The 18042-nt window shown below is 65.7% G+C and carries 14 protein-coding genes and 3 pseudogenes; 7 read left to right on the top strand and 10 right to left on the bottom strand.

Annotation, left to right across the window (positions count from 1 at the left end):
* Window positions 1–253: 253 nt before the first annotated feature.
* Complete coding sequence (locus Q1L59_RS07180) at window positions 254–2608, bottom strand: trypsin-like peptidase domain-containing protein (protein WP_300330124.1); 2355 nt, start codon at window positions 2606–2608, stop codon at window positions 254–256.
* Window positions 2605–4398, bottom strand: a complete 1794-nt coding sequence (locus Q1L59_RS07175) for a serine protease (RefSeq protein ID WP_300330121.1) — start codon at window positions 4396–4398, stop codon at window positions 2605–2607. Before Q1L59_RS07175 ends, Q1L59_RS07180 begins: the two co-directional genes overlap by 4 nt.
* A 718-nt stretch (window positions 4399–5116) precedes the next feature.
* Between Q1L59_RS07175 and Q1L59_RS07170 the strand changes: the two genes are divergently transcribed.
* Window positions 5117–5590 carry an OmpA family protein gene (locus Q1L59_RS07170; protein ID WP_300330118.1) on the top strand — a complete coding sequence of 158 codons (474 nt, stop codon included), beginning with the start codon at window positions 5117–5119 and terminating at the stop codon, window positions 5588–5590.
* Between the two features lie 79 nt (window positions 5591–5669).
* A complete protein-coding gene (locus Q1L59_RS07165) occupies window positions 5670–6602 on the top strand; it encodes a DMT family transporter (RefSeq protein WP_300330115.1) in 933 nt (310 codons plus the stop codon).
* Between the two features lie 232 nt (window positions 6603–6834).
* Here Q1L59_RS07165 and Q1L59_RS07160 read toward each other — a convergent pair whose 3' ends face one another.
* The 3 genes and pseudogenes from Q1L59_RS07160 to Q1L59_RS07155 form a co-directional block, all read right to left on the bottom strand.
* Entirely contained in the window at window positions 6835–7071 is a 237-nt protein-coding gene (locus tag Q1L59_RS07160; protein WP_300330113.1) for a hypothetical protein, read from the bottom strand.
* A gap of 2 nt (window positions 7072–7073) precedes the next feature.
* A pseudogene (locus Q1L59_RS16720) lies at window positions 7074–7181 on the bottom strand (IS66 family insertion sequence element accessory protein TnpB); the annotation flags it as partial.
* A gap of 492 nt (window positions 7182–7673) precedes the next feature.
* Window positions 7674–8306 (bottom strand): annotated as a pseudogene (locus Q1L59_RS07155) (DDE-type integrase/transposase/recombinase); the annotation flags it as partial.
* A 227-nt stretch (window positions 8307–8533) separates the two neighbouring features.
* On the opposite strand from Q1L59_RS07155, the gene rplU reads away from it, so the two are divergent.
* The 4 genes from rplU to proB all read left to right on the top strand — a co-directional run bounded on the left by rplU (window position 8534) and on the right by proB (window position 11466).
* Window positions 8534–8869 (top strand): 50S ribosomal protein L21, encoded by a 336-nt coding sequence (gene rplU / locus Q1L59_RS07150; RefSeq protein ID WP_300330110.1) that lies wholly within the window; start codon window positions 8534–8536, stop codon window positions 8867–8869.
* Between the two features lie 19 nt (window positions 8870–8888).
* Entirely contained in the window at window positions 8889–9152 is a 264-nt protein-coding gene (rpmA, locus tag Q1L59_RS07145; protein ID WP_300330107.1) for a 50S ribosomal protein L27, read from the top strand.
* A gap of 104 nt (window positions 9153–9256) precedes the next feature.
* Window positions 9257–10345 carry an Obg family GTPase CgtA gene (gene cgtA / locus Q1L59_RS07140; protein WP_300330104.1) on the top strand — a complete coding sequence of 363 codons (1089 nt, stop codon included), beginning with the start codon at window positions 9257–9259 and terminating at the stop codon, window positions 10343–10345.
* On the top strand, window positions 10345–11466 hold the full coding sequence (proB, locus tag Q1L59_RS07135; protein ID WP_300330103.1) for a glutamate 5-kinase: 1122 nt from the start codon (window positions 10345–10347) through the stop codon (window positions 11464–11466). The genes cgtA and proB overlap by 1 nt, the downstream gene beginning before the upstream one ends.
* Before the next feature lie 46 nt (window positions 11467–11512).
* Here proB and Q1L59_RS07130 read toward each other — a convergent pair whose 3' ends face one another.
* Entirely contained in the window at window positions 11513–12424 is a 912-nt protein-coding gene (locus Q1L59_RS07130) for a flagellar brake protein (RefSeq protein ID WP_300330127.1), read from the bottom strand.
* A 413-nt stretch (window positions 12425–12837) separates the two neighbouring features.
* Between Q1L59_RS07130 and Q1L59_RS07125 the strand changes: the two genes are divergently transcribed.
* The gene (locus Q1L59_RS07125) at window positions 12838–14007 is read left to right on the top strand and encodes an acyl-CoA dehydrogenase family protein (RefSeq protein WP_300330100.1); all 1170 of its coding nucleotides are present in this window, start codon (window positions 12838–12840) and stop codon (window positions 14005–14007) included.
* 64 nt (window positions 14008–14071) lie between these two features.
* Here the strand turns inward: Q1L59_RS07125 and Q1L59_RS07120 are convergent, their stop codons facing one another.
* The 4 genes and pseudogenes from Q1L59_RS07120 to aceE all read right to left on the bottom strand — a co-directional run.
* A complete protein-coding gene (locus tag Q1L59_RS07120) occupies window positions 14072–14404 on the bottom strand; it encodes a cytochrome c (protein ID WP_300330097.1) in 333 nt (110 codons plus the stop codon).
* A 35-nt stretch (window positions 14405–14439) separates the two neighbouring features.
* Window positions 14440–16182, bottom strand: coding sequence for a dihydrolipoyl dehydrogenase (lpdA, locus tag Q1L59_RS07115; protein WP_300330094.1), 1743 nt, complete (start codon window positions 16180–16182; stop codon window positions 14440–14442).
* A gap of 15 nt (window positions 16183–16197) precedes the next feature.
* Window positions 16198–17538: a dihydrolipoyllysine-residue acetyltransferase gene (gene aceF / locus Q1L59_RS07110; RefSeq protein ID WP_300330092.1), complete on the bottom strand. Its 1341-nt coding sequence runs from the start codon at window positions 17536–17538 to the stop codon at window positions 16198–16200.
* 12 nt (window positions 17539–17550) lie between these two features.
* Window positions 17551–18042, bottom strand: a pseudogene (gene aceE / locus Q1L59_RS07105) (pyruvate dehydrogenase (acetyl-transferring), homodimeric type); the annotation flags it as partial.

Raw genomic sequence — 18042 nt, 5'->3', positions numbered from 1 at the left:
GCCGAACCGAATTTTCTGCCTTCATGGCCTACCCCAAAAAGACAGAAAACTACACAAATCATAGGGCTGTGAACAGCCCCCTTCCTAACTCATTGACGGTAAACCACTATTCCAGAGGGTCAACGACATTGGCATTCATGCAATTGCCCTGCGAGCACAAGCCGGCGGTCGCCCGCGGCTGGGCCTGTGCCGGTTGCTTAAACGACGCCGGGTTTCTGTTCGCCGCGCGGCCGACGCCGCCTGCATGCTCGGTTTACTCGGTCCACTCCCGGGCTTGCGCAAGGCCGTTGGCGATCGCCTGCTTGCGAATGCTGCCGGCCATCTCGGGTGACAGCGTGCGCAAGCGTTCGTAGTGCTGTCGGGCACCTGACGGATCCCCGTCGAGCAGGCTGGCCAAGGTCAGAACGCCGTGCGCGGGTGGAAACGTCGGTCGCCGGGCAAGCAGCCAGTTGGCATGCTCGCGTGCCTTGCCAGCGATGCGCGAGGCGAGATAGGCCTGGGCCAGGTACAGACGGAGATCGGCTGCCTCCGGGGCCAATGCCAGGCCCTTTTCCGGCGCCTGGATGGCGCGCCCGAGGTTGCGGCTTAGCAGATGCGCCTGTCCGAGATTGATCCAGGCATTGGCGAAATCGGGCGACAGGCGCACCGCGGTTTCCAGGGTTTCGACGGCTTCCGGCAACCGCCCAAGCTTGAGCAGCGCGTAGCCTTTGCTGCTCCAGGCCCATTGATTGACCGGGTCAATCCGCAACGCGCCCTCCAGCGTTGTCAACGACTCCTGAAGCTTTCCGCTGCGCCCCTGCGCCTTGGCCTTGGCGTGATAGAAACGGATCGTGTCGCCCGCCTGCGCCTCGGCCCGCGCCAGGGTGGACAGGGCTTCTTCGTGGGCGCCGGATTCGGTCTGGCTGTCGCCCAGGCTGATCAGATCGTTGACCCCAGCACCGCCCAGGCTAGCGATCCTTTTCAGGCTGCTGACCGCCGAGCGGAAATCCCGCGCGTCGTACAGCAAGGCCGCCTGTACGCGCAACGCGCTGACGTTGTTCGGGTCAATGGCCAGAGCCTGGAGGATGTCCTGTTCGGCCGCCGGCCGCAGCCCGAGATCGCGGCGCAGCGAGGCGCGGGTCGCCAGTGCGTCCGCGTGATCGGGCTTGCGTTTGAGTACTTCGCCCAGCGCCTGTTCGGCGTCGCGCGGCCGCTGCGTGGCGACGAGCACCGCGGCCAGGCCCTGCCAGCTTTCGGGTAATTCCGGTGCCAGTTCGACCGCCTTGCGCATCGCTGATTCGGCCGCTCCCAGGCGAGCGCGCTTGAGCTCAGCGAAGCCGATGGAGATTTCCGAACGCGCCGTCTCGCGGCGTCCAAGAACGGCTTTGGCAGCCACCGCGCTCGCTTCATCCACCTTGCCGGCTTCGGCGAGTTGCCGGCTCAGCTTTTCGGCGACCTCCGGACTCGTATCGCCCAGGCGCTGCGCCACCCGAAAGGCGGCGAGCGCCCCGGCTCCGTTGCCCAGCGCATCCTCGCTGGTCCCCAGCAGGCGCCAGGCAAACGTGCGGCCCGGCGCCAGCCGGATTGCCTTGCGGCTCTCCTCACGCGCCTTGGCCGGGTTCTTGTCGTGCAACGCCCAGTCGGCGCGCAATTCGTTCGCCCGCGTGGAGTTCGGGAAAATCGCTTGTGCGCGATCCAGGGCTTGCTCTGCCGCCTCCTTGCGCCCGAGCGAGCGCAAGACCAAGGCGTAGTGTTGCCAGCCGAAGACGTAGCGGTCGTCCACGGCGAGCGCCTTTTCCAGCTTGGTCAAGGCTTCGCTCGCCTGCCCCAGTTCGTTCTCGGCCATGCCCAGGAAGACCAGTGCCGGCGCCGATCCCGGCTGTTCCGCCAGCCACGCGGCTGCGTGCGCTGCCAGTTTCTTCCAGGCGCCGGTTTGTTGCAGGGCCTCGGCTTCCTGGCCCCATTGGCGATCCGCCAGCGGAGGCGCGGTGCGTGTGGGCGGCAACTTTCCTTGTGTGGCGAGCGAGGTAATTCCGGCGGCGGCCAGCGCGAGGTTGAGATTCTGGCCGGTTCCGAGCGTGGCGGTGGTCACGCCGACCAACTTGCCGTGCTCGTCGAACAAACCACCGCCGCTCGAACCGGGCGATTGCGCTGCCGTGCTGAGCAGGTAAGCGTCGCTCCCCTTGCCAGCAACGCCGGAAATCAGGCCGCGACTGACGGTGACACCGAAACCGAGCGGATTGCCGATGGCGAAGACCGCTTCGCCGACGGCGAGCGTGTCGGTGTCGCGTATCGCCACACTCGGCGCGGTCAATCCGGCGACCGACAACAGGCAGATGTCGCGCGTGGCATCGCGCCTTGCCCAGCGTGCCGCCCATCTTTTCTGCCCGACCTCGACCGCGAGCGTGGCGGCATCCTGGATGACATGGCAGTTGGTGGCGACCAGCCCGGCAGCGATGACGACGCCGCTCCCCTGTACTTCGCTGGCTCCCTGATCGTCGAGCGCGTAGACTGTTACTACCGACGCTGAGGCACGCCGGAAAACCTGGTCAGCGTCTGTGGCATGCGATGGCTGCGCGGCGACCGCTGCGCACCCGGCAGCCAACCAAGGGAAAAGGCGCGGCGTCATGGCTGGTAGGCCTCGGTGGGAAGAATGAACTGCCGATACAGCGACTCGGCGGCCGCGCTGTCGAAGCCGCGCAGTTTTTCGTAGGCCTGCCGCGCCTCGGCCGGCCGGTTGCGTTGGTGATTCACTTCGACCAGTGAACCCCAGACCTTGGCCTGCCGCGGTTCGATCTGCAACGAGCGCTCGAGCGCCGGCACTGCCTCGTCAAGCCGGCCAAGAAGGGCCAGCACGAAACCGTGCTGACGCCAACTGCGCGCCAACTGCGGGCTGCGCTCAAGCAGCCCGGTCGTGAGAACGAGCGCCTCGTCGAGGTGCCCGCCATCCTTGAGCGCCACCGCCAGGAGGTAGGCCCATTCTTCCTGCCCCGGCGCGTGGCGGCGAGCTTCACGAAAGGCCGCGATGGCTTCCGGCAGGCGTTGCTGCTCGGAACGCGAAATACCGACGCCTCCCCATGCCAAGGCATTATCGGGCTTGATCTCCAGGCTCTTGTGGTAAGCCGCGCACGCCGCATCCTGCGCCCCGAGAGCGGCGAGCGTCCGCCCGCGCCAGAACCAGTACGTGGGATCGCCCGTCAGGTCTTCGCCCAGTCGCTCGACAACGCGCCACGCCTTGTGTGGCCTGCCCGCTTGCAGGTACGCGTTGACCAGCCCCCATTGCGCGTTGGCATCGCCGCTGTGCAAGCCGGCCAAGCGCCGCCAGGTGGCGATCGCCAGATCCGGATTGCCACGCGCCAGCGCGATGTTGGCCAGGTATCGATACGCTTCCGTCAGCCAGGGATCGATTTCCACCGCGCGCAGCAGCGCCTTTTCCGCTTCGTCCAGGCGCCCTTTCTCCTGCAGCAGCAGCCCTTGCAGGTACCAGGCCGCACCATCGGCCGGGTTGTCTGCCGCCATGCGCTGGGCGAGCGCCAAGGCTTCTTCGTATCGCTGATGCAAGGCGAGTTGCCAGCCGAGGCCGAGCACGTGGCCGCGCTGCGACGGATCGATGCGGTACAGAGCCTCCCAGCCGCGCAACTCGGCGTCCGGCTGTTTCTTCTCACGCGCCGCCCGCACCACGAAAGACCACGCATCGGGGTTATCCGGGGCAGCTTTCGCCCACGTCTCGGCCTGGCGCAACAAACCCTCCCAGTCCTGCGTGGCGACCAGCGCCTTGGCTTGCGCGTAAAGCTGCTGTTGCGCAGCGTTCTTGCTCGCCCGCTCCTGCACCTGATCGATCCATGCCGCCGGTAGCGCAAAGTTCACGTTCTGCCCGTCGCGGCGTCGGTAGTCGACGATACCGAGCAAGCGCCCGCTCTCGTCGACCAGGGCGCCGCCTTCGGAACCCGGCGAGACAGGGGCGCTGAATTGGAGGTATTCTCCACTCGGAAACCGGCGCTTTCCCGAGAAGACCCCATCGGAAATCCCGACGCCCAGGCCGAGCGCGTTGGATACGGCATATACCCGGCTACCGGCAGCGACTTCGGCCGCGCCGGCGGGCAAGGCCTTGGCGTTCAATCCAGGCGCCGCCAGCAGGCAGAGATTTCTGTCGTTATCCCGTGCCAGCAAGCTTGCCGCGAGGTGAGCTTCTGGTCGCACGATACGCAAAGCGCTCGCCGATTCGACGCCGTTGCAAACGGTCACCACGGTTTCCGCCGAGGTCACCGTTGCGCTCAGGCGCGCGCTGGTCCCACCCGTATCGTCAAGGGTTTCGAGGACGACGACCGAAGCGGCTGCTGCGCGGAAGATCTCCGGGGGAGACAGGGCGAGCGCCTGGCCGCAGGCCAAGGCAATACAGGCTGGCAGAATGCGCAGCATCGGAGTCGCGCCCCCATCGTGGTCGTCATCAGGCGGCGGATGATACCACTGGCCTCGTCTGACGCCTTTCCGAACAGTCGCGCGCCGAGCAGCCAAGTCGAGGACTTGCTGCAGATTCGCTCGACCAGCGCTTGCCAGACCTTGGCCAGCGTGCCGGACTGTTCCTCCTGCGCGCGCTCGACCTCGACCGTGCCTGGTCTGCCCGTGCATAGTCCCATTCGATCAGGGCCTTGTGCCGGAATCCGCCAGGCTGTTGAGGGGGAATGCTCATCGCGCGCGCCTGGAGAACGTGGCGGCAGTCGCCGCCAGCGCCTGTCGACCCGCGACCCGGGTGACGCCTCAGACCCGGCCGGGCGACTCGCCGACGATGGCGAGCTGGCGCTCCGCGTTAATCCGCGCGGGCAAACAGCGGGTTTTCGCCGCTGACCTGGGTGACGAGGTCCGCCGGCCATCCGGAAGGCCGCTCCAAGTCCTCTCCAGCGTGAAGTCGGCTTCGGCGCAGTCCTTCGGCGGCAACGCGTCACTTCCAACAAGAAATCCAGATGGCCACTGCCCCGGCCGAAATCGTCGCACGTCGCTGAGCCGAAGAAGTCGAGTCGACCTGTGCCGACGCTGTCAGAACGGCGTCGCGTTTGCCAGGCGACAGCAATCGGGACTAGAATGGCACATCGGCGGCAATGGGTTCCAAACGTTTATTTCTCAATGTGCGAGGGGTGTCATGGCGTCAAAGGATGATGACGAGATAACCGCAGTAGTCGCGGGCGTATTGGCCGGAATAGCGCTGGCCGTAGTGGGCGTGGTCTATGCCGTCGGCGGTGGCAAGACGGTGCGCGCGCCGGCGGCGAATTCGGCCGAGATGGTCGACATCGCGCCAATTGGTGAGCCGCTGGCGAAGGTCTATTTTGGCGTCGGCAAAGCCGAAATGAACGAGGCGGACCGGGCCGTCGTGGCGACCACCGTGCAGGCGCTGGCGAAGAACCCGCAAGCGATCGTGCTGCTTTCCGGTTTCCACGATCCCTCGGGTGATGCAGCGAACAACGCGCAATTGGCCAAGGCGCGGGCGGTCAGCGTGCGCACGGCCTTGCTCGCCGGTGGGGTCGATGCCAGCCGCGTCAAGTTCCGCAAACCCGAGTCGACGATCGGCAGCGGCAGCCCGGAGGAAGGCAGGCGGGTCGAGATACGCGTGCAATAAGCGCCCGCGGCGGTCGCCGAGCGCCGAGCGCCGGCCATGCCGCGCCCGCGTGCTGCCGCTTGGCTTGGCGGTTTGCTAGTTGAGCCGCGTCCAGGCCAACCTGTTGCTGACCCTGGTAGCCCTGATCTGGGGGTCGGCTTTTGTCGCACAAAGCCACGGCATGGCCGATATCGGGCCGATGGCCTTCACCGGGGTGCGCTTTCTGATCGGCGCGCTGGTTGTCGCGCCGCTGAGCTGGCGCGAATGGCAAGGTCTGCGCCGAACGGCGGCCCGGGCGCAAGAGCGTCGTCGCGGGGTCTGGCAGATCGGAGGCCTGGGCGTCTTCCTGTTGCTCGGCGCGGTGATGCAGCAGACCGGGCTGATCAGCACGACGGTGACCAACGCAGGTTTTCTGACCGCGCTCTACGTTCCGCTGGTGCCGCTGCTCGGCTGGCTGCTCCTGCGCCAACTGCCGCACTGGTCGGTGTGGCCCACCGGCCTGAGCTGTCTGCTCGGCGCTTTCCTGCTTTCCGGTGCGCATGAGCTGAGCATTGGCGTCGGCGATCTGTGGGTGATCGCCTCGGCCTTGCCCTGGGCGCTGCACGTGCTGCTCGTCGGGCGTGTCGCTGATCGCCTGGCGGCGCCCTTTCTCGTTGCTGGCGGGCAGTTCTTCGTCTGCGGCGTCCTCGCCCTCATTGCTGCGCTGCTCTTCGAAGGCGTCGATCTGGCGGCGCTGCGGGCAGCCGGCCTGCCCATCCTGTATACCGGGGTGCTCTCGGTCGGTATCGCCTTTTCCTGCCAGGTGATTGCGCAGCGTTACGCCGACGCTGCCGACGCGGCGATCATCCTCTCATCGGAGACGGTGTTCGCCGCGCTCTTCGGCTATCTGCTGATGGGCGACCGGCTGGACCTTGCCGGCGTTGGCGGTTGCGCGCTGATCCTGATCGGCATTGTGACGATCAATCTGCGTACTGGCGGGCAGCCCGCCGGGTTGCCAGCGGCTGCGACGGAGCAACCTGGCGCGCGCGAGTGACCCCATTTTTCGCAGTGGGTAAGCACTGATCACCCGGTGCATGATCGCTGTCAACGGCTTCTGTACGGCCGTCGCCGAGAAGCCAGCGCTGACTCCATATCGCCACGGTTGATGAGGCCCGGCGGATCATCGCCAGCACGCGGGCACTTAGTGACCGGGAGTTCGTTTTCACGCTCTCAAGCCTCGGACTCCGCTTGGGCGACGGGCTACGCCTACCGCTTGGAGACGTCTGTCACGACGCGCCGGAAATCAACTCGCGCAACAGGAAGGCTTCTTCGATCGGCGCAAACGATCGCCTGCGCGTACGCGCCAACACGCCCAACAGCGCCTGCGCGAGGCCCACCGGCCAGCACTCGACCTCTGCCCGGTCGCGCCCGAGGTAACGCAGCGCGGCGATCCGGCGATAGCCTGCCCGCTCGATGCCCCGGGCCAGAAACGGAAGCGACCCTGCGACAGGCGTTCTTGGCACGGCCACAAGCCCTGGCCATCATAGACGAGGAGGCTGGCGGCGGTACGCCGACGGTTTCGGGAGACGAAAAGGGGGCCGCTGAACGGGTTTTCGGCGAGCCTCTGCCGCACGCGTCGGGCGAGGCCGTCGATGCCGCAGCGCAAGTCTGCCGGTTAGCTGGCCACCCAGACGTGCAGGCGCCCGCTGAGCGCGATCACGACCGCGTCTGCCAGAGATTGCGGGCGATCGCGACGATTCACTGCTTGCCGCTTGCGCCAACACGATGCGCAGTGCGTGGCTGTGTCGGTCCGCGAGGGTCGGAACGCAGGCCGGTGGGGCGAGCGGCAGGCCGAAGTTGAGTTCGACGAAGTCCGCGCGCTGTGCAGTTTCAGGTTGGCGTGATCGAGCTTAAGTACAACCGCCACCTTGGCAACGCCGTACCGCCCGGCAAACTCGCTCGCAACTGCAGGTCGTCCGGAATGCGGGCACCAGGCGCGCGGATGCTCTGCCACTCGGCGAAGGCAGCCTCCCGATCGGACTGGACGAGCCAGCACGCTAGCAGACGCCGCCAGGGATTTCACGAAAGCTTGCCGAAAGGGCGCCGCGAATTGGCCGCCGCTGGACTGGCAACCCTGATCGGTGTTGCGGACTTCCGGGCACCCGTGCCGGTGAATGGCGTCCCGCACTGCATTCAGACAGAAGTCAGTCGTCAAGGTGTTGGAGAGGCGCCAGGCGAGCACCCGCCGTGAGTACCAGTCGATCGCGGCGAACAGATGGGGGAAGCTGCGGCGCATGGGAATGCAGGTGATGTCCGCCGCGTGCACGTGATTGGGTCGCTCGACGGCGAGCTCGCGCAGCAGAAGCAGATGGATTTCATTACCCCGCTGCCGACGGGAGGTGTTGGGCCTCCGATATGGCGTCTCGATGCACATGCGCCATCAAGGTGCTGATGTGCCTGCACCCGGTCTGCAACCCCCTCGCTGCTACGCATCAGCGGCGGATCATCCGGCGGGACTTCGCGTGGCGTGTAATCGCCGGTCGACCGCGCCAGCCCGAGGAGGGCTCACCGATACGAAACGGGCCGCTTGTGCTTGCGGTTCATCATCGTCTTGCGGGAAGCCTGCCCCCTTGATGAGCGCATGTTCCAAGAAATCGTTCTCCAGCGTCAGCTGCCCGATCCTGGCGTGTAGCTCCGTCAGGTCCGGATCAGCGCTCACCGGATGGTTCACCTCACCACGAACCTGAACCGCGCGCTCCGTCTGCTTCCGCAGCCGTTTGGTCGGGCAAGGCTACCATGTCTCCTGCTGTTCAAATCTTCGGTGCTACCTCTCCTTCGCGCCGAACGTCGACTGAACAGGTGCTGCGACAATGCCATACATGCAACTACCGTATGGCTAATGCGCAGGAATCCTTGTCACGCGGGCAGAGCCATGTATAATCACCGGTTCTTCGTTTAACCTTGTTCAGTTTCTTGGAGTCCAACATGTACGCGGTCATAAAAACCGGGGGCAAGCAGTATCGCGTTGCCAGCGGCGAAAAACTCAAAATAGAACAGATACCGGCAGAAGTTGGCGCAGAAATCACGCTTGATCAGGTGCTGGTCGTTGGCCAAGGCGATGCCATCCGTATCGGCACGCCGCTGGTCGCAGGCGCCACGGTCAAGGCGACGGTCCTCGCGCACGGCCGCCACGACAAGATCCGGATCTTCAAGATGAGGCGGCGCAAGCACTCTCAGAAGCATCAGGGGCATCGCCAGAACTACACCGAAATTCGCGTCGAGGCGATCGTAGACGGCGCGGCAGCGCCGGTTTCGGACTGATTGGAAAGGAATCTGACTCATGGCACACAAGAAAGCAGGCGGTAGCGTACGCAACGGACGCGACTCCGAAGCCAAGCGCCTGGGCGTCAAGCGTTACGGCGGGCAGCTCGTTCGCGCGGGCAACATCATTGTCCGCCAACGCGGTACGGCCTACCATCCGGGCGAGAACATGGGCCTCGGCAAGGACCATACGCTGTTCGCTCTGGTCGATGGACACGTTCAGTTTGCGATCAAGGGCGCCCAAGGCCGGCGGACGGTCAGCATCATTCCGCTCGCTGCCTGATCGGCGGCGAAGCCGGCGGGGTGGGATGGCCGGCGATCGACGAAGCCCTATCCTTTTTGGTAGGGCTTTTTCTTTGTCGCTGGGCCAACACGAAGGATGCGCGCATGAAATTTGTCGACGAGGCGAGGATACTGGTCGCCGCCGGCGACGGCGGCAACGGGATTGCGTCGTTCCGGCGCGAGAAATACGTGCCGCAGGGCGGGCCGGATGGCGGTGACGGCGGGCACGGTGGCGACGTCTATTGCGTTGCCGACCGCAACGTCAACACCTTGATCGAGTATCGTTTCGTCCAGCGCTATCGGGCGCAGCGCGGCGACAACGGCCGCTCGAGCGACTGCCACGGCAAGCGCGGCAAGGACATGACCTTGCGCATGCCGGTCGGAACGATGGTTCTCAACGCCGACGGCGGTGATCTGCTGGCTGATCTCGACGTCGACGGCAAGAAAGCGCTCATTGTTCGTGGCGGACGGGGTGGCCTGGGTAACGTCCACTTCAAGTCGAGCGTCAATCGAACGCCGCGCCAATGCACACGCGGCGACCCGGGCGAGCAGCTCGAACTGCGTCTGGAGTTGCGTCTGCTCGCCGATGTCGGCCTGCTCGGAATGCCGAACGCCGGCAAGAGCACGTTCCTGCGCGCCGTCTCGGCGGCGCGGCCACGCGTCGCCGATTACCCTTTCACGACGCTGCAGCCGCACCTGGGCGTCGTGCGCGTAGACGAAAACCGGAGTTTCGTCATTGCCGACATTCCCGGTTTGATCGATGGCGCAGCCAGCGGAGCGGGTCTAGGCACGCGCTTTCTCAAGCATCTTGGGCGCACGCGTCTCCTGCTCCACCTGGTTGACCTGGCGCCGATCGACCCCGATGCAGACCCGGTGCGCGACGCCCAGGTCATTCTGCGCGAACTCGCCGCGCACGATCCGGAACTGGCTGACAAGCCGCGCTGGCTGGTGCTCAACAAGCTCGACCTGCTGCCGGAAGAGGAGCGCGAGTCGCGGATTGCCGACTTTCTCGCAAAGTGGCAGGCGATCGATCGAGCGACGCCATACTTCTGCATCAGCGCCCTCGGTGGCGACGGCTGTCGGCAACTCACCGACGCCTTGGTGAGCGCGCTCGCCGAACTGCCCACGGTCACTTCGGGTGCGCAGCCCGACGTGTCGGCGCTGCCGCCGCAGCACGCACAGGCGGTGGGGTGATGGCCGGCACGCGTATTGCTGTTGCTCGCCGCCTGGTCGTCAAGGTCGGTTCGGCGCTGGTGACCAATAATGGCGAAGGGCTGGATCTCGGCGCAATCAGCGAGTGGGCCCGACAGATCGCCGATCTGCGCCTGGCGGGTCGGCAGATCGTGCTCGTGTCGTCGGGAGCCATCGCCTGTGGTCTGCGCCGCCTGGGTTGGAGCAAACGACCCAAGGCGGTGCACGAACTGCAGGCGGCAGCGGCGGTCGGTCAGATGGGCCTGGCGCAGGTGTACGAGAGCGCCTTTGCCCGCTACGGCCTGCACACCGCACAGGTGCTCCTGACGCATGACGATCTGGCCGACCGCACGCGCTACCTGAACGCCCGGTCGACGTTGAGCACCTTGCTGCAGTTGGGTGTCGTTCCGATCATCAATGAGAACGACACGGTCGTCACTGAAGAGATCAAGTTTGGCGACAACGATACGCTGGGTGCGCTCGTTGCCAACCTGGTCGAGGCCGACTGCCTGATCATCCTGACCGATCAGCCTGGCCTGTTCACCACCGATCCGCGTAAGGACCCGCATGCGGCGTTGATTGCCGAGGCGCGCGCCGGCACGCCTGAGCTGGAAGCGATGGCTGGCGGCAGCGGTACGCAGATCGGCACGGGCGGCATGATCAGCAAGGTCACCGCTGCCAAGCGTGCAGCGCGCAGCGGCGCGCATACGGTGATCGCCAGCGGACGCGAGAAGGAGGTTCTCATCCGTCTGGCGCGCGGCGAAGCGCTGGGAACGCTGCTGATCGCCGAGACTCAGCCGCTGACCGCGCGCAAGCAGTGGCTTGCCGACCACCTGCAGTTGTCCGGCCGATTGGTCCTCGATGCTGGTGCGGTCAACGCGCTGCAGGACGGGAGGAGTCTACTGCCGATCGGCGTGGTCTCGGTCGCCGGTGAATTCGAGCGCGGCGCGGCCGTGGCGTGCATGTCGAGTGCGGGCAAGGAAGTAGCGCGTGGCCTGATCAACTACGGCAGCAGCGATGCACGACGAATCGCTCGCCGCGCCAGCCAGGACATCGAAGAGATCCTCGGCTACATCGACGAGCCGGAAATGATCCATCGCGATAATCTGATCCTGCTGGACTAGTTGACTAGTTGGCCCAGCGGGCGCTCCCGTCAGTCGTCGGAGCGCTTCAGCGCGAGGTCTCGGCCAGCTTGTGATAGACGAAGGCAGTGAGGGCAATTGCCACGTCATTGGGCAGACCGGCAAACTGGATGCCGTGCAGGAATTCGCCGGTGTCGTCCTGGGTGAGCGAGCGAATGCTTGCATCGATTGCCGTGAGAACCTCGATGTCCCTGATCGTCAAGCGGAACTTGACCGAAATGAGGTCGCCTTTGTCGCCCAGCCGGCTCTTTGCCGACAGCATGGCGCCGCTCACGCTGAGGTTGGTCAACATTCCGGCGGCGCTTACCGTTCGTGTGTCTTCGCGGGCTGACACAGCGCAGATGATTCGCACTGGAACGCGTTCGCCGGCGCGCACCACCAGCCCACGCACCTGCGCCGGGTAGGTCAGGCACATGTGGGGAAACGGCACGCTCGACGACCGCAAGACATGGGCGGGGAACGCATAGGCGTTGCGTCCGGCGAAGAAACGGACGACGAGAGCCTGACTTTCGCGCACATAACATAGCCGACCATCGACTTCCGGCATCGTCACCAGCACGCTCTTGCCGCGCAGATAGCCGATCAGCTTCACGTAGTAGCGACTTTCCGCCTGCTCGACCTGCATCTGAATCTGGAAGGGATCGCCGATCGACAGCTTGATCTCGTCGAGCTGGACGGTGCGCTCGCCAGCGTCGTCACTCCCCGCCGCTTCACCGGTCGCGTCGCCGTCCCGCGCAGCGCGCGCCTGCCCTGCGCGGCCGCTGATACGCTCCTTGAACAATCCCTTCTCGAGCAGTGCATCGAGCTGCGCTGGCCGCTCGAGTACGAAACCCCGCTTCAGGAGCAGCTTGTGGTTGTGGTCGAAGACATCCCAGGCAAGCGGCTTGCCCACTTCGATCTCGGCTCGTTTCAAGGGAACGTAATAGCTCTCGACAACCATCGTCACGTTTGCGCCATTTCTGCACCACTGGCAAGCTCGGGAATATTGTGGTGGGCGACCGGCGGACTCGGCCTTCGCCCTTGCTGCACCGAAGTCGCGTCAGGGATCGTCAGCAAGCTCGCGCTCGCCGGGATTCCCTTCGCGCCCGCTGGCAGTCTCCCCGCTCCCCCGCCGGCAACAAGATGTGTGAATCATACTCCGATACTCCGCGAATCTCGCTTGTGCAGCGTCTTCGTAGACAAGCGCGCGATGTGCGACGAGAGACTCGTGCACGCCGGTCGAGCGCAGGGCAAGATGCGGACGAGACTGCCTGCACCTGCTAAGCTGGTGCTTTGCCGGCCTGGCTCGAGCAGGGAGTCGAGCCCGCGCCGACATGGCGCGCGGCAAGCGTTTTCTTGACGAGGATGAACTGCATGTTGCCACGACTGGGTGCTGCCGATGAACATCAGGAAATTCGCGAGGCGGTGCGCTCGCTATGCCGCGCGTTTCCGGACGAGTACTTTCGCCAGATCGACGAGCAGCGCGCTTACCCGCAGGCCTTCGTCGATGCCTTGATGGCGGGTGGCTGGCTGTCAGCGATGATTCCGGAGGAATACGGTGGCACCGGTCTCGGACTGACCGCGGCCAGCGTGATCATGGAGGAAATCAACCGCAGCGGGGCGAATTCGGCTGCCGTGCATGGTCAGATGTACAACATGGGGACGTTGCTGCGCAATGGCAGCCGCGCGCAGAAGGAGCGCTACCTGCCGGAGATTGCCGCCGGTCGGCTGCGCATTCAGTCGATGGCGGTGACCGAGCCGAGCAGCGGCACGGATACGACGCAGATCAGGACGAGCGCGGTGAAGAAGGACGGGCGCTATGTGGTCAACGGCCAGAAGGTGTGGACGTCGCGCGTTCGCCACTCGGATCTGATGGTTCTGCTCGCGCGCACGACGCCGCTGCGCGAGCTTGCCCGGAAGTCTGACGGAATGTCGGTCTTCATCGTCGATCTGCGCCAGGCGGTAGGCAAGGGGCTGAGCGTGCGGCCGATTGCCAACATGGTCAATCACGAAACGAACGAGCTTTTCTTCGACAACCTGGAGATTCCGCAGGAGAATCTGATCGGCGAGGAAGGCAAGGGATTTCGCTACCTGCTCGACGGGTTGAATGCCGAGCGGACGCTGATTGCCGCCGAATGCATCGGCGACGGCTATTGGTTCATCGAACGCGCCCGGCGCTATGCGAGCGAGCGCATCGTCTTCGATCGACCGATCGGTCAGAACCAGGGCGTGCAGTTTCCGATCGCCGAGGCCTACATCGAGCTCGAAGCGGCAAACCTGATGCGTTTCCAGGCGTGCGCGCTGTTCGACGCCGAGCAGCCCTGCGGCGCGCAGGCGAACATGGCGAAGTACCTGGCGGCCAAGGCGTCGTGGGAGGCGGCCAATGTCTGCCTGCAGACGCACGGGGGTTTCGGTTTTGCCACCGAATACGATATCGAGCGCAAGTTTCGCGAGACGCGCCTCTATCAGGTCGCGCCGATCTCGACCAACCTGATCTTCTCCTACGTCGCCGAGCATCTGCTCGGTCTACCGCGTTCGTTCTGAGTCGGTCGGGCAGGCGCTGCGCCCGCCCGGCGCGGGCGCGCCGCAGAGTGCGCCGTGCCTTGCCTTAGTGCGGGAAGCCGCTGATCAATTGCTCGACGATCCAGCGGGCTTCGGCCTCGCTCAGGAAGCGATGCCAGGGCGGCATCGGCGTTCCCGGTCGCCCGGCATGGATCGTGGCGATCAGCGATTCGAGCGGCTTGTCGCGCAGAGCCTCGGGTTTGAGCGACGGGCCGAGGCCGCCGGCAAGCGTCATCCCGTGGCAGGAACCGCAATCCTGACGGACGAGATGAACCAGTTCGCGCTGGCGCCCGGCGTCGGGTGCGCTGGCCGGCGCAAGAACGTCGGCCTGCACGGCCGAGGCGACAAGAGCAAGCACGAGTGGGAAAGCGGACCGCATCGGGTGCCGATCGTCGCGCGTTGCGTGTCCCCCGCCTACTTCTTGCGGGCGGCCGGCAGGTCGGTGCAGGTGCCTTCATAGACCTCGGCTGCCATGCCGATCGACTCGCCGAGCGTCGGATGCGGGTGTATCGTATGCCCGATGTCGGCGGCGTTGCAGCCCATTTCGATGGCCAGGCAGACCTCGCCGATCAGATCCCCGGCGTGCGTGCCGACGATGCTGCCGCCGATCACGCGATGCGTCTCCTCGTCGAAGATCAGCTTGGTAAAGCCTTCCTCGCGACCGTTGGCGAGGGCGCGGCCCGAGGCGGCCCAGGGGAAGACGCTCTTGCCGAACTTGCGCCCTTCGGCGCGGCACTGCTCCTCCGTCTTGCCGGCCCAGGCGATTTCCGGGTCGGTATAGGCGACCGACGGGATCTGCAGCGCCTCGAAGCAGCGCTTGCCGCCGTGCGCCGCCTCCGCAGCGACATGGCCTTCGTGCACGCCCTTGTGCGCAAGCATCGGCTGGCCGACGATGTCGCCGATCGCGAAGATGTGCGCGACGTTGGTTCTCTGCTGCGCATCGACCGGGATGAAGCCACGCTCGTCGACGACGACACCAGCCTTCTCGGCAGCCAGGCGCCGGCCATTCGGCGAACGACCGACGGCGACCAGGACGAGGTCGAAGCGCTCGCTTTCGCCGCTGCTGTAGCTGACTTCGATGGCGGCAGCGTCGGCCGTCGCGGCGACCACGCCGGTGTTGAGCAGGATGCGGTCAAAGCGGTGCGCGTTCCGCTTCTCCCAGACCTTGACCAGGTCGCGGTCGGCGCCGGGCATGAGGACCGGGCCAAGCTCGACGACGGTGATGCGCGCGCCGAGCGCCGAATAGACGCTGGCCATTTCGAGGCCGATGATGCCACCACCGATGACCAGCATGCGCTGTGGGATTTGGCGCAGTTCGAGCGCGCCGGTCGAATCGACGACGCGCGGATCGTCGGGCATGAAGGGCAGGGCGATCGGGCGCGAACCCGCGGCAATGATCGCCTTTGCGAAGCGGATCAGCTTGCTGCCACCGGTGGCAAGCGTCACTTCGAGGTGCTTCGGGTCGACGAACTGGCCGACGCCCTGGACGACTTCGACCTTGCGTCCCTTCGCCATGCCGGCGAGGCCGCTGGTCAACTTGCCGACGACCCGGTTCTTGTGTGCGCGCAGCTTCTCGACATCGATGCTCGGCGCGCTGAAGCTGATGCCGGAATCGCCCAGATGCTGCGCTTCCTCGAGGACGCTGGCGATGTGCAACAGGGCTTTCGACGGGATGCAGCCGACGTTCAGGCAAACGCCGCCGAGCGTCGGATAACGCTCGACGAGGATCGTGCGCTGGCCGAGGTCGGCGCTGCGGAAAGCCGCCGAGTAGCCGGCCGGCCCGGCGCCGAGGACGAGGACCTCACATTCGAGGTCGGCTGCCGCGCTGCTGACAGCGACCGCCTGCGGCGCCGCTGGCGCGGCGGTGGGTCGAGTGTCCGGCGTGCCGGCAGCCGGCTGCGCGGCGGCGGTCGGCGCGGCCGTCTCGAGAACGACGACGACGTCGCCTTGCGAGACCTTGTCGCCGAGCTTCACCCGGATCTCGCGGACGACGCCCGCCGCGCTGCTCGGTACGTCCATCGTCGCCTTGTCGGATTCGAGGGTGACCAGCGGATCGTCGACCTTGACCGTATCGCCGACGGCGACGCAGATGTCGATGACCGGCACGTCGTGGTAGTCGCCGATATCCGGGACGCGGGCTTCCAGGGTCTGGCTCATCGGATTGTCTCCCGGTCAGAGCAATACGCGCCGCAGGTCGGCGAGCAGTTGCGCAAGATGGACGTTGAAGCGGGTCGCCAGGGCGCCGTCGATGACGCGATGGTCGGCGGTCAGCGAGAGCGGCAGGATCAGGCGCGGAGCAAACTCGCGCCCATTCCAGACCGGCTTGGTGACGGATTTGTTGACACCGAGGATGGCCACCTCGGGCGCGTTGATGATTGGCGAGAAGTAGGTTCCGCCGATGCCGCCCAGGCTGGAGATCGTGAAGCACGCGCCGGACATTTCGCCCGGGGTGAGTTTGCCGTCGCGCGCCTTCCTGGCCAGTTCGCCGCTCTCCACGGCAATCTGGCTGACCGTCTTGCGATCCGCGTCCTTGATCACCGGAACGACGAGGCCGTGCGGCGTGTCGGCGGCAAAGGCGATGTGCACGTACTGCTTGAGGATCAGGTTGTCGCCGTCGAGCGAGCTGTTGAATTCGGGAAACTTCTTCAAGGCAAAGGCGCAGGCCTTGATGAGGAAGGCGAGCATCGTGATCTTCAATCCCGAGCGCTCGTTCTCCTTGTTGATCGCGACGCGGAAGGCTTCCAGGTCGGTGATGTCGGCGTCTTCGTGATAGGTCACGGCCGGGATCATCACCCAGTTGCGCGCCAGGTTCTGGGCCGAGATCTTCTTGATGCGGGCGAGCGGTTTGACTTCGACCGGGCCGAACTTGGCAAAGTCGACCTTGGGCCACGGCAGCAGGTCAAGGCCGCCGCCAAGGGCGGCCGGAGCCGCCGCCGCAGGGGCACGGCTGGCGGTCATGACGCCCTTGACGTAGGCGTTGACGTCTTCCTGCAGGATCCGCCCGTTCGGACCACTGGCACTGACTTTTGTCAGATCGACACCAAGTTCGCGCGCCAGCAGGCGCACTGAAGGGCTGGCGTGCGTGCGTGCGCCGACGGCAAGAGCGGGTGGCGGCGCTGCGCTGGGCTGGGCGGTGCTGGCGGGCGGCGTCGGGCTGGGCAGTGGAGGCGCGGCGCTCGCCGCAGCGGCTGCCGCGGCGCTGGGCGCAGTGCTGGCTGGGGCTGGGGCGGCGGCCGGGGCGGGCGCGCCAGTCGGCTTGACGCCCGCTTCGGCGCCAGCAGCGAGGATGACGACGACGCTTCCCTCGGAAACCTTGTCGCCGAGTTGTACGCGCACCTCCTTGACGACGCCGGCGGCCGATGACGGCACGTCCATCGTTGCCTTGTCCGATTCCAGCGTGACCAATGCGTCGTCGACCTTGACGGCATCGCCGACCTGGACGCAGATGTCGATCACCGGCACGTCGTGGAAGTCGCCGATGTCGGGGACTTTGACTTCGATCAATTGACTCATCGCTTGGCTCCCTCAGACGGTCATCGGATTGGGTTTGTTGACGTCGATGCCGTAGCGTCCGATCGCTTCGGCCACCTTCGACCGTTCAATCTGACCGTCGTCGGCGAGCGCCTTGAGCGCGGCGAGGGTGACCCAGCGGCGATCGACTTCGAAGAAGTGGCGGAGCTTCTCGCGCGTGTCGGAGCGGCCGAAGCCGTCGGTCCCCAGCGTCACGTAGCGGCGATTCAGGAAGGGGCGGATCTGCTCGGCAAACAGGCGGACATAGTCGGTGGCCGCAATGATCGGACCGCGCGTGTCGGCCAGGCAGGCTTCGACGTGCGAGCGGCGCGGTTTTTCGGTCGGATGCAGCAGATTCCAGCGCTGCACGTCGTTGCCGTCGCGCGCCAGTTCCGAGAAGCTCGGGCAGCCCCAGAGGTCGGCGTCGACGCCCCAGTCGTTCTTCAGCAGTTCGGCGGCAGCGATCACTTCACGGAAGATCGTTCCCGAACCGAGCAACTGGACGCG

The organism is Accumulibacter sp., assembly GCF_029255125.1.
GTDB lineage: Bacteria > Pseudomonadota > Gammaproteobacteria > Burkholderiales > Rhodocyclaceae > Accumulibacter.
This window is presented reverse-complemented; position numbering and strand designations above follow the sequence as displayed.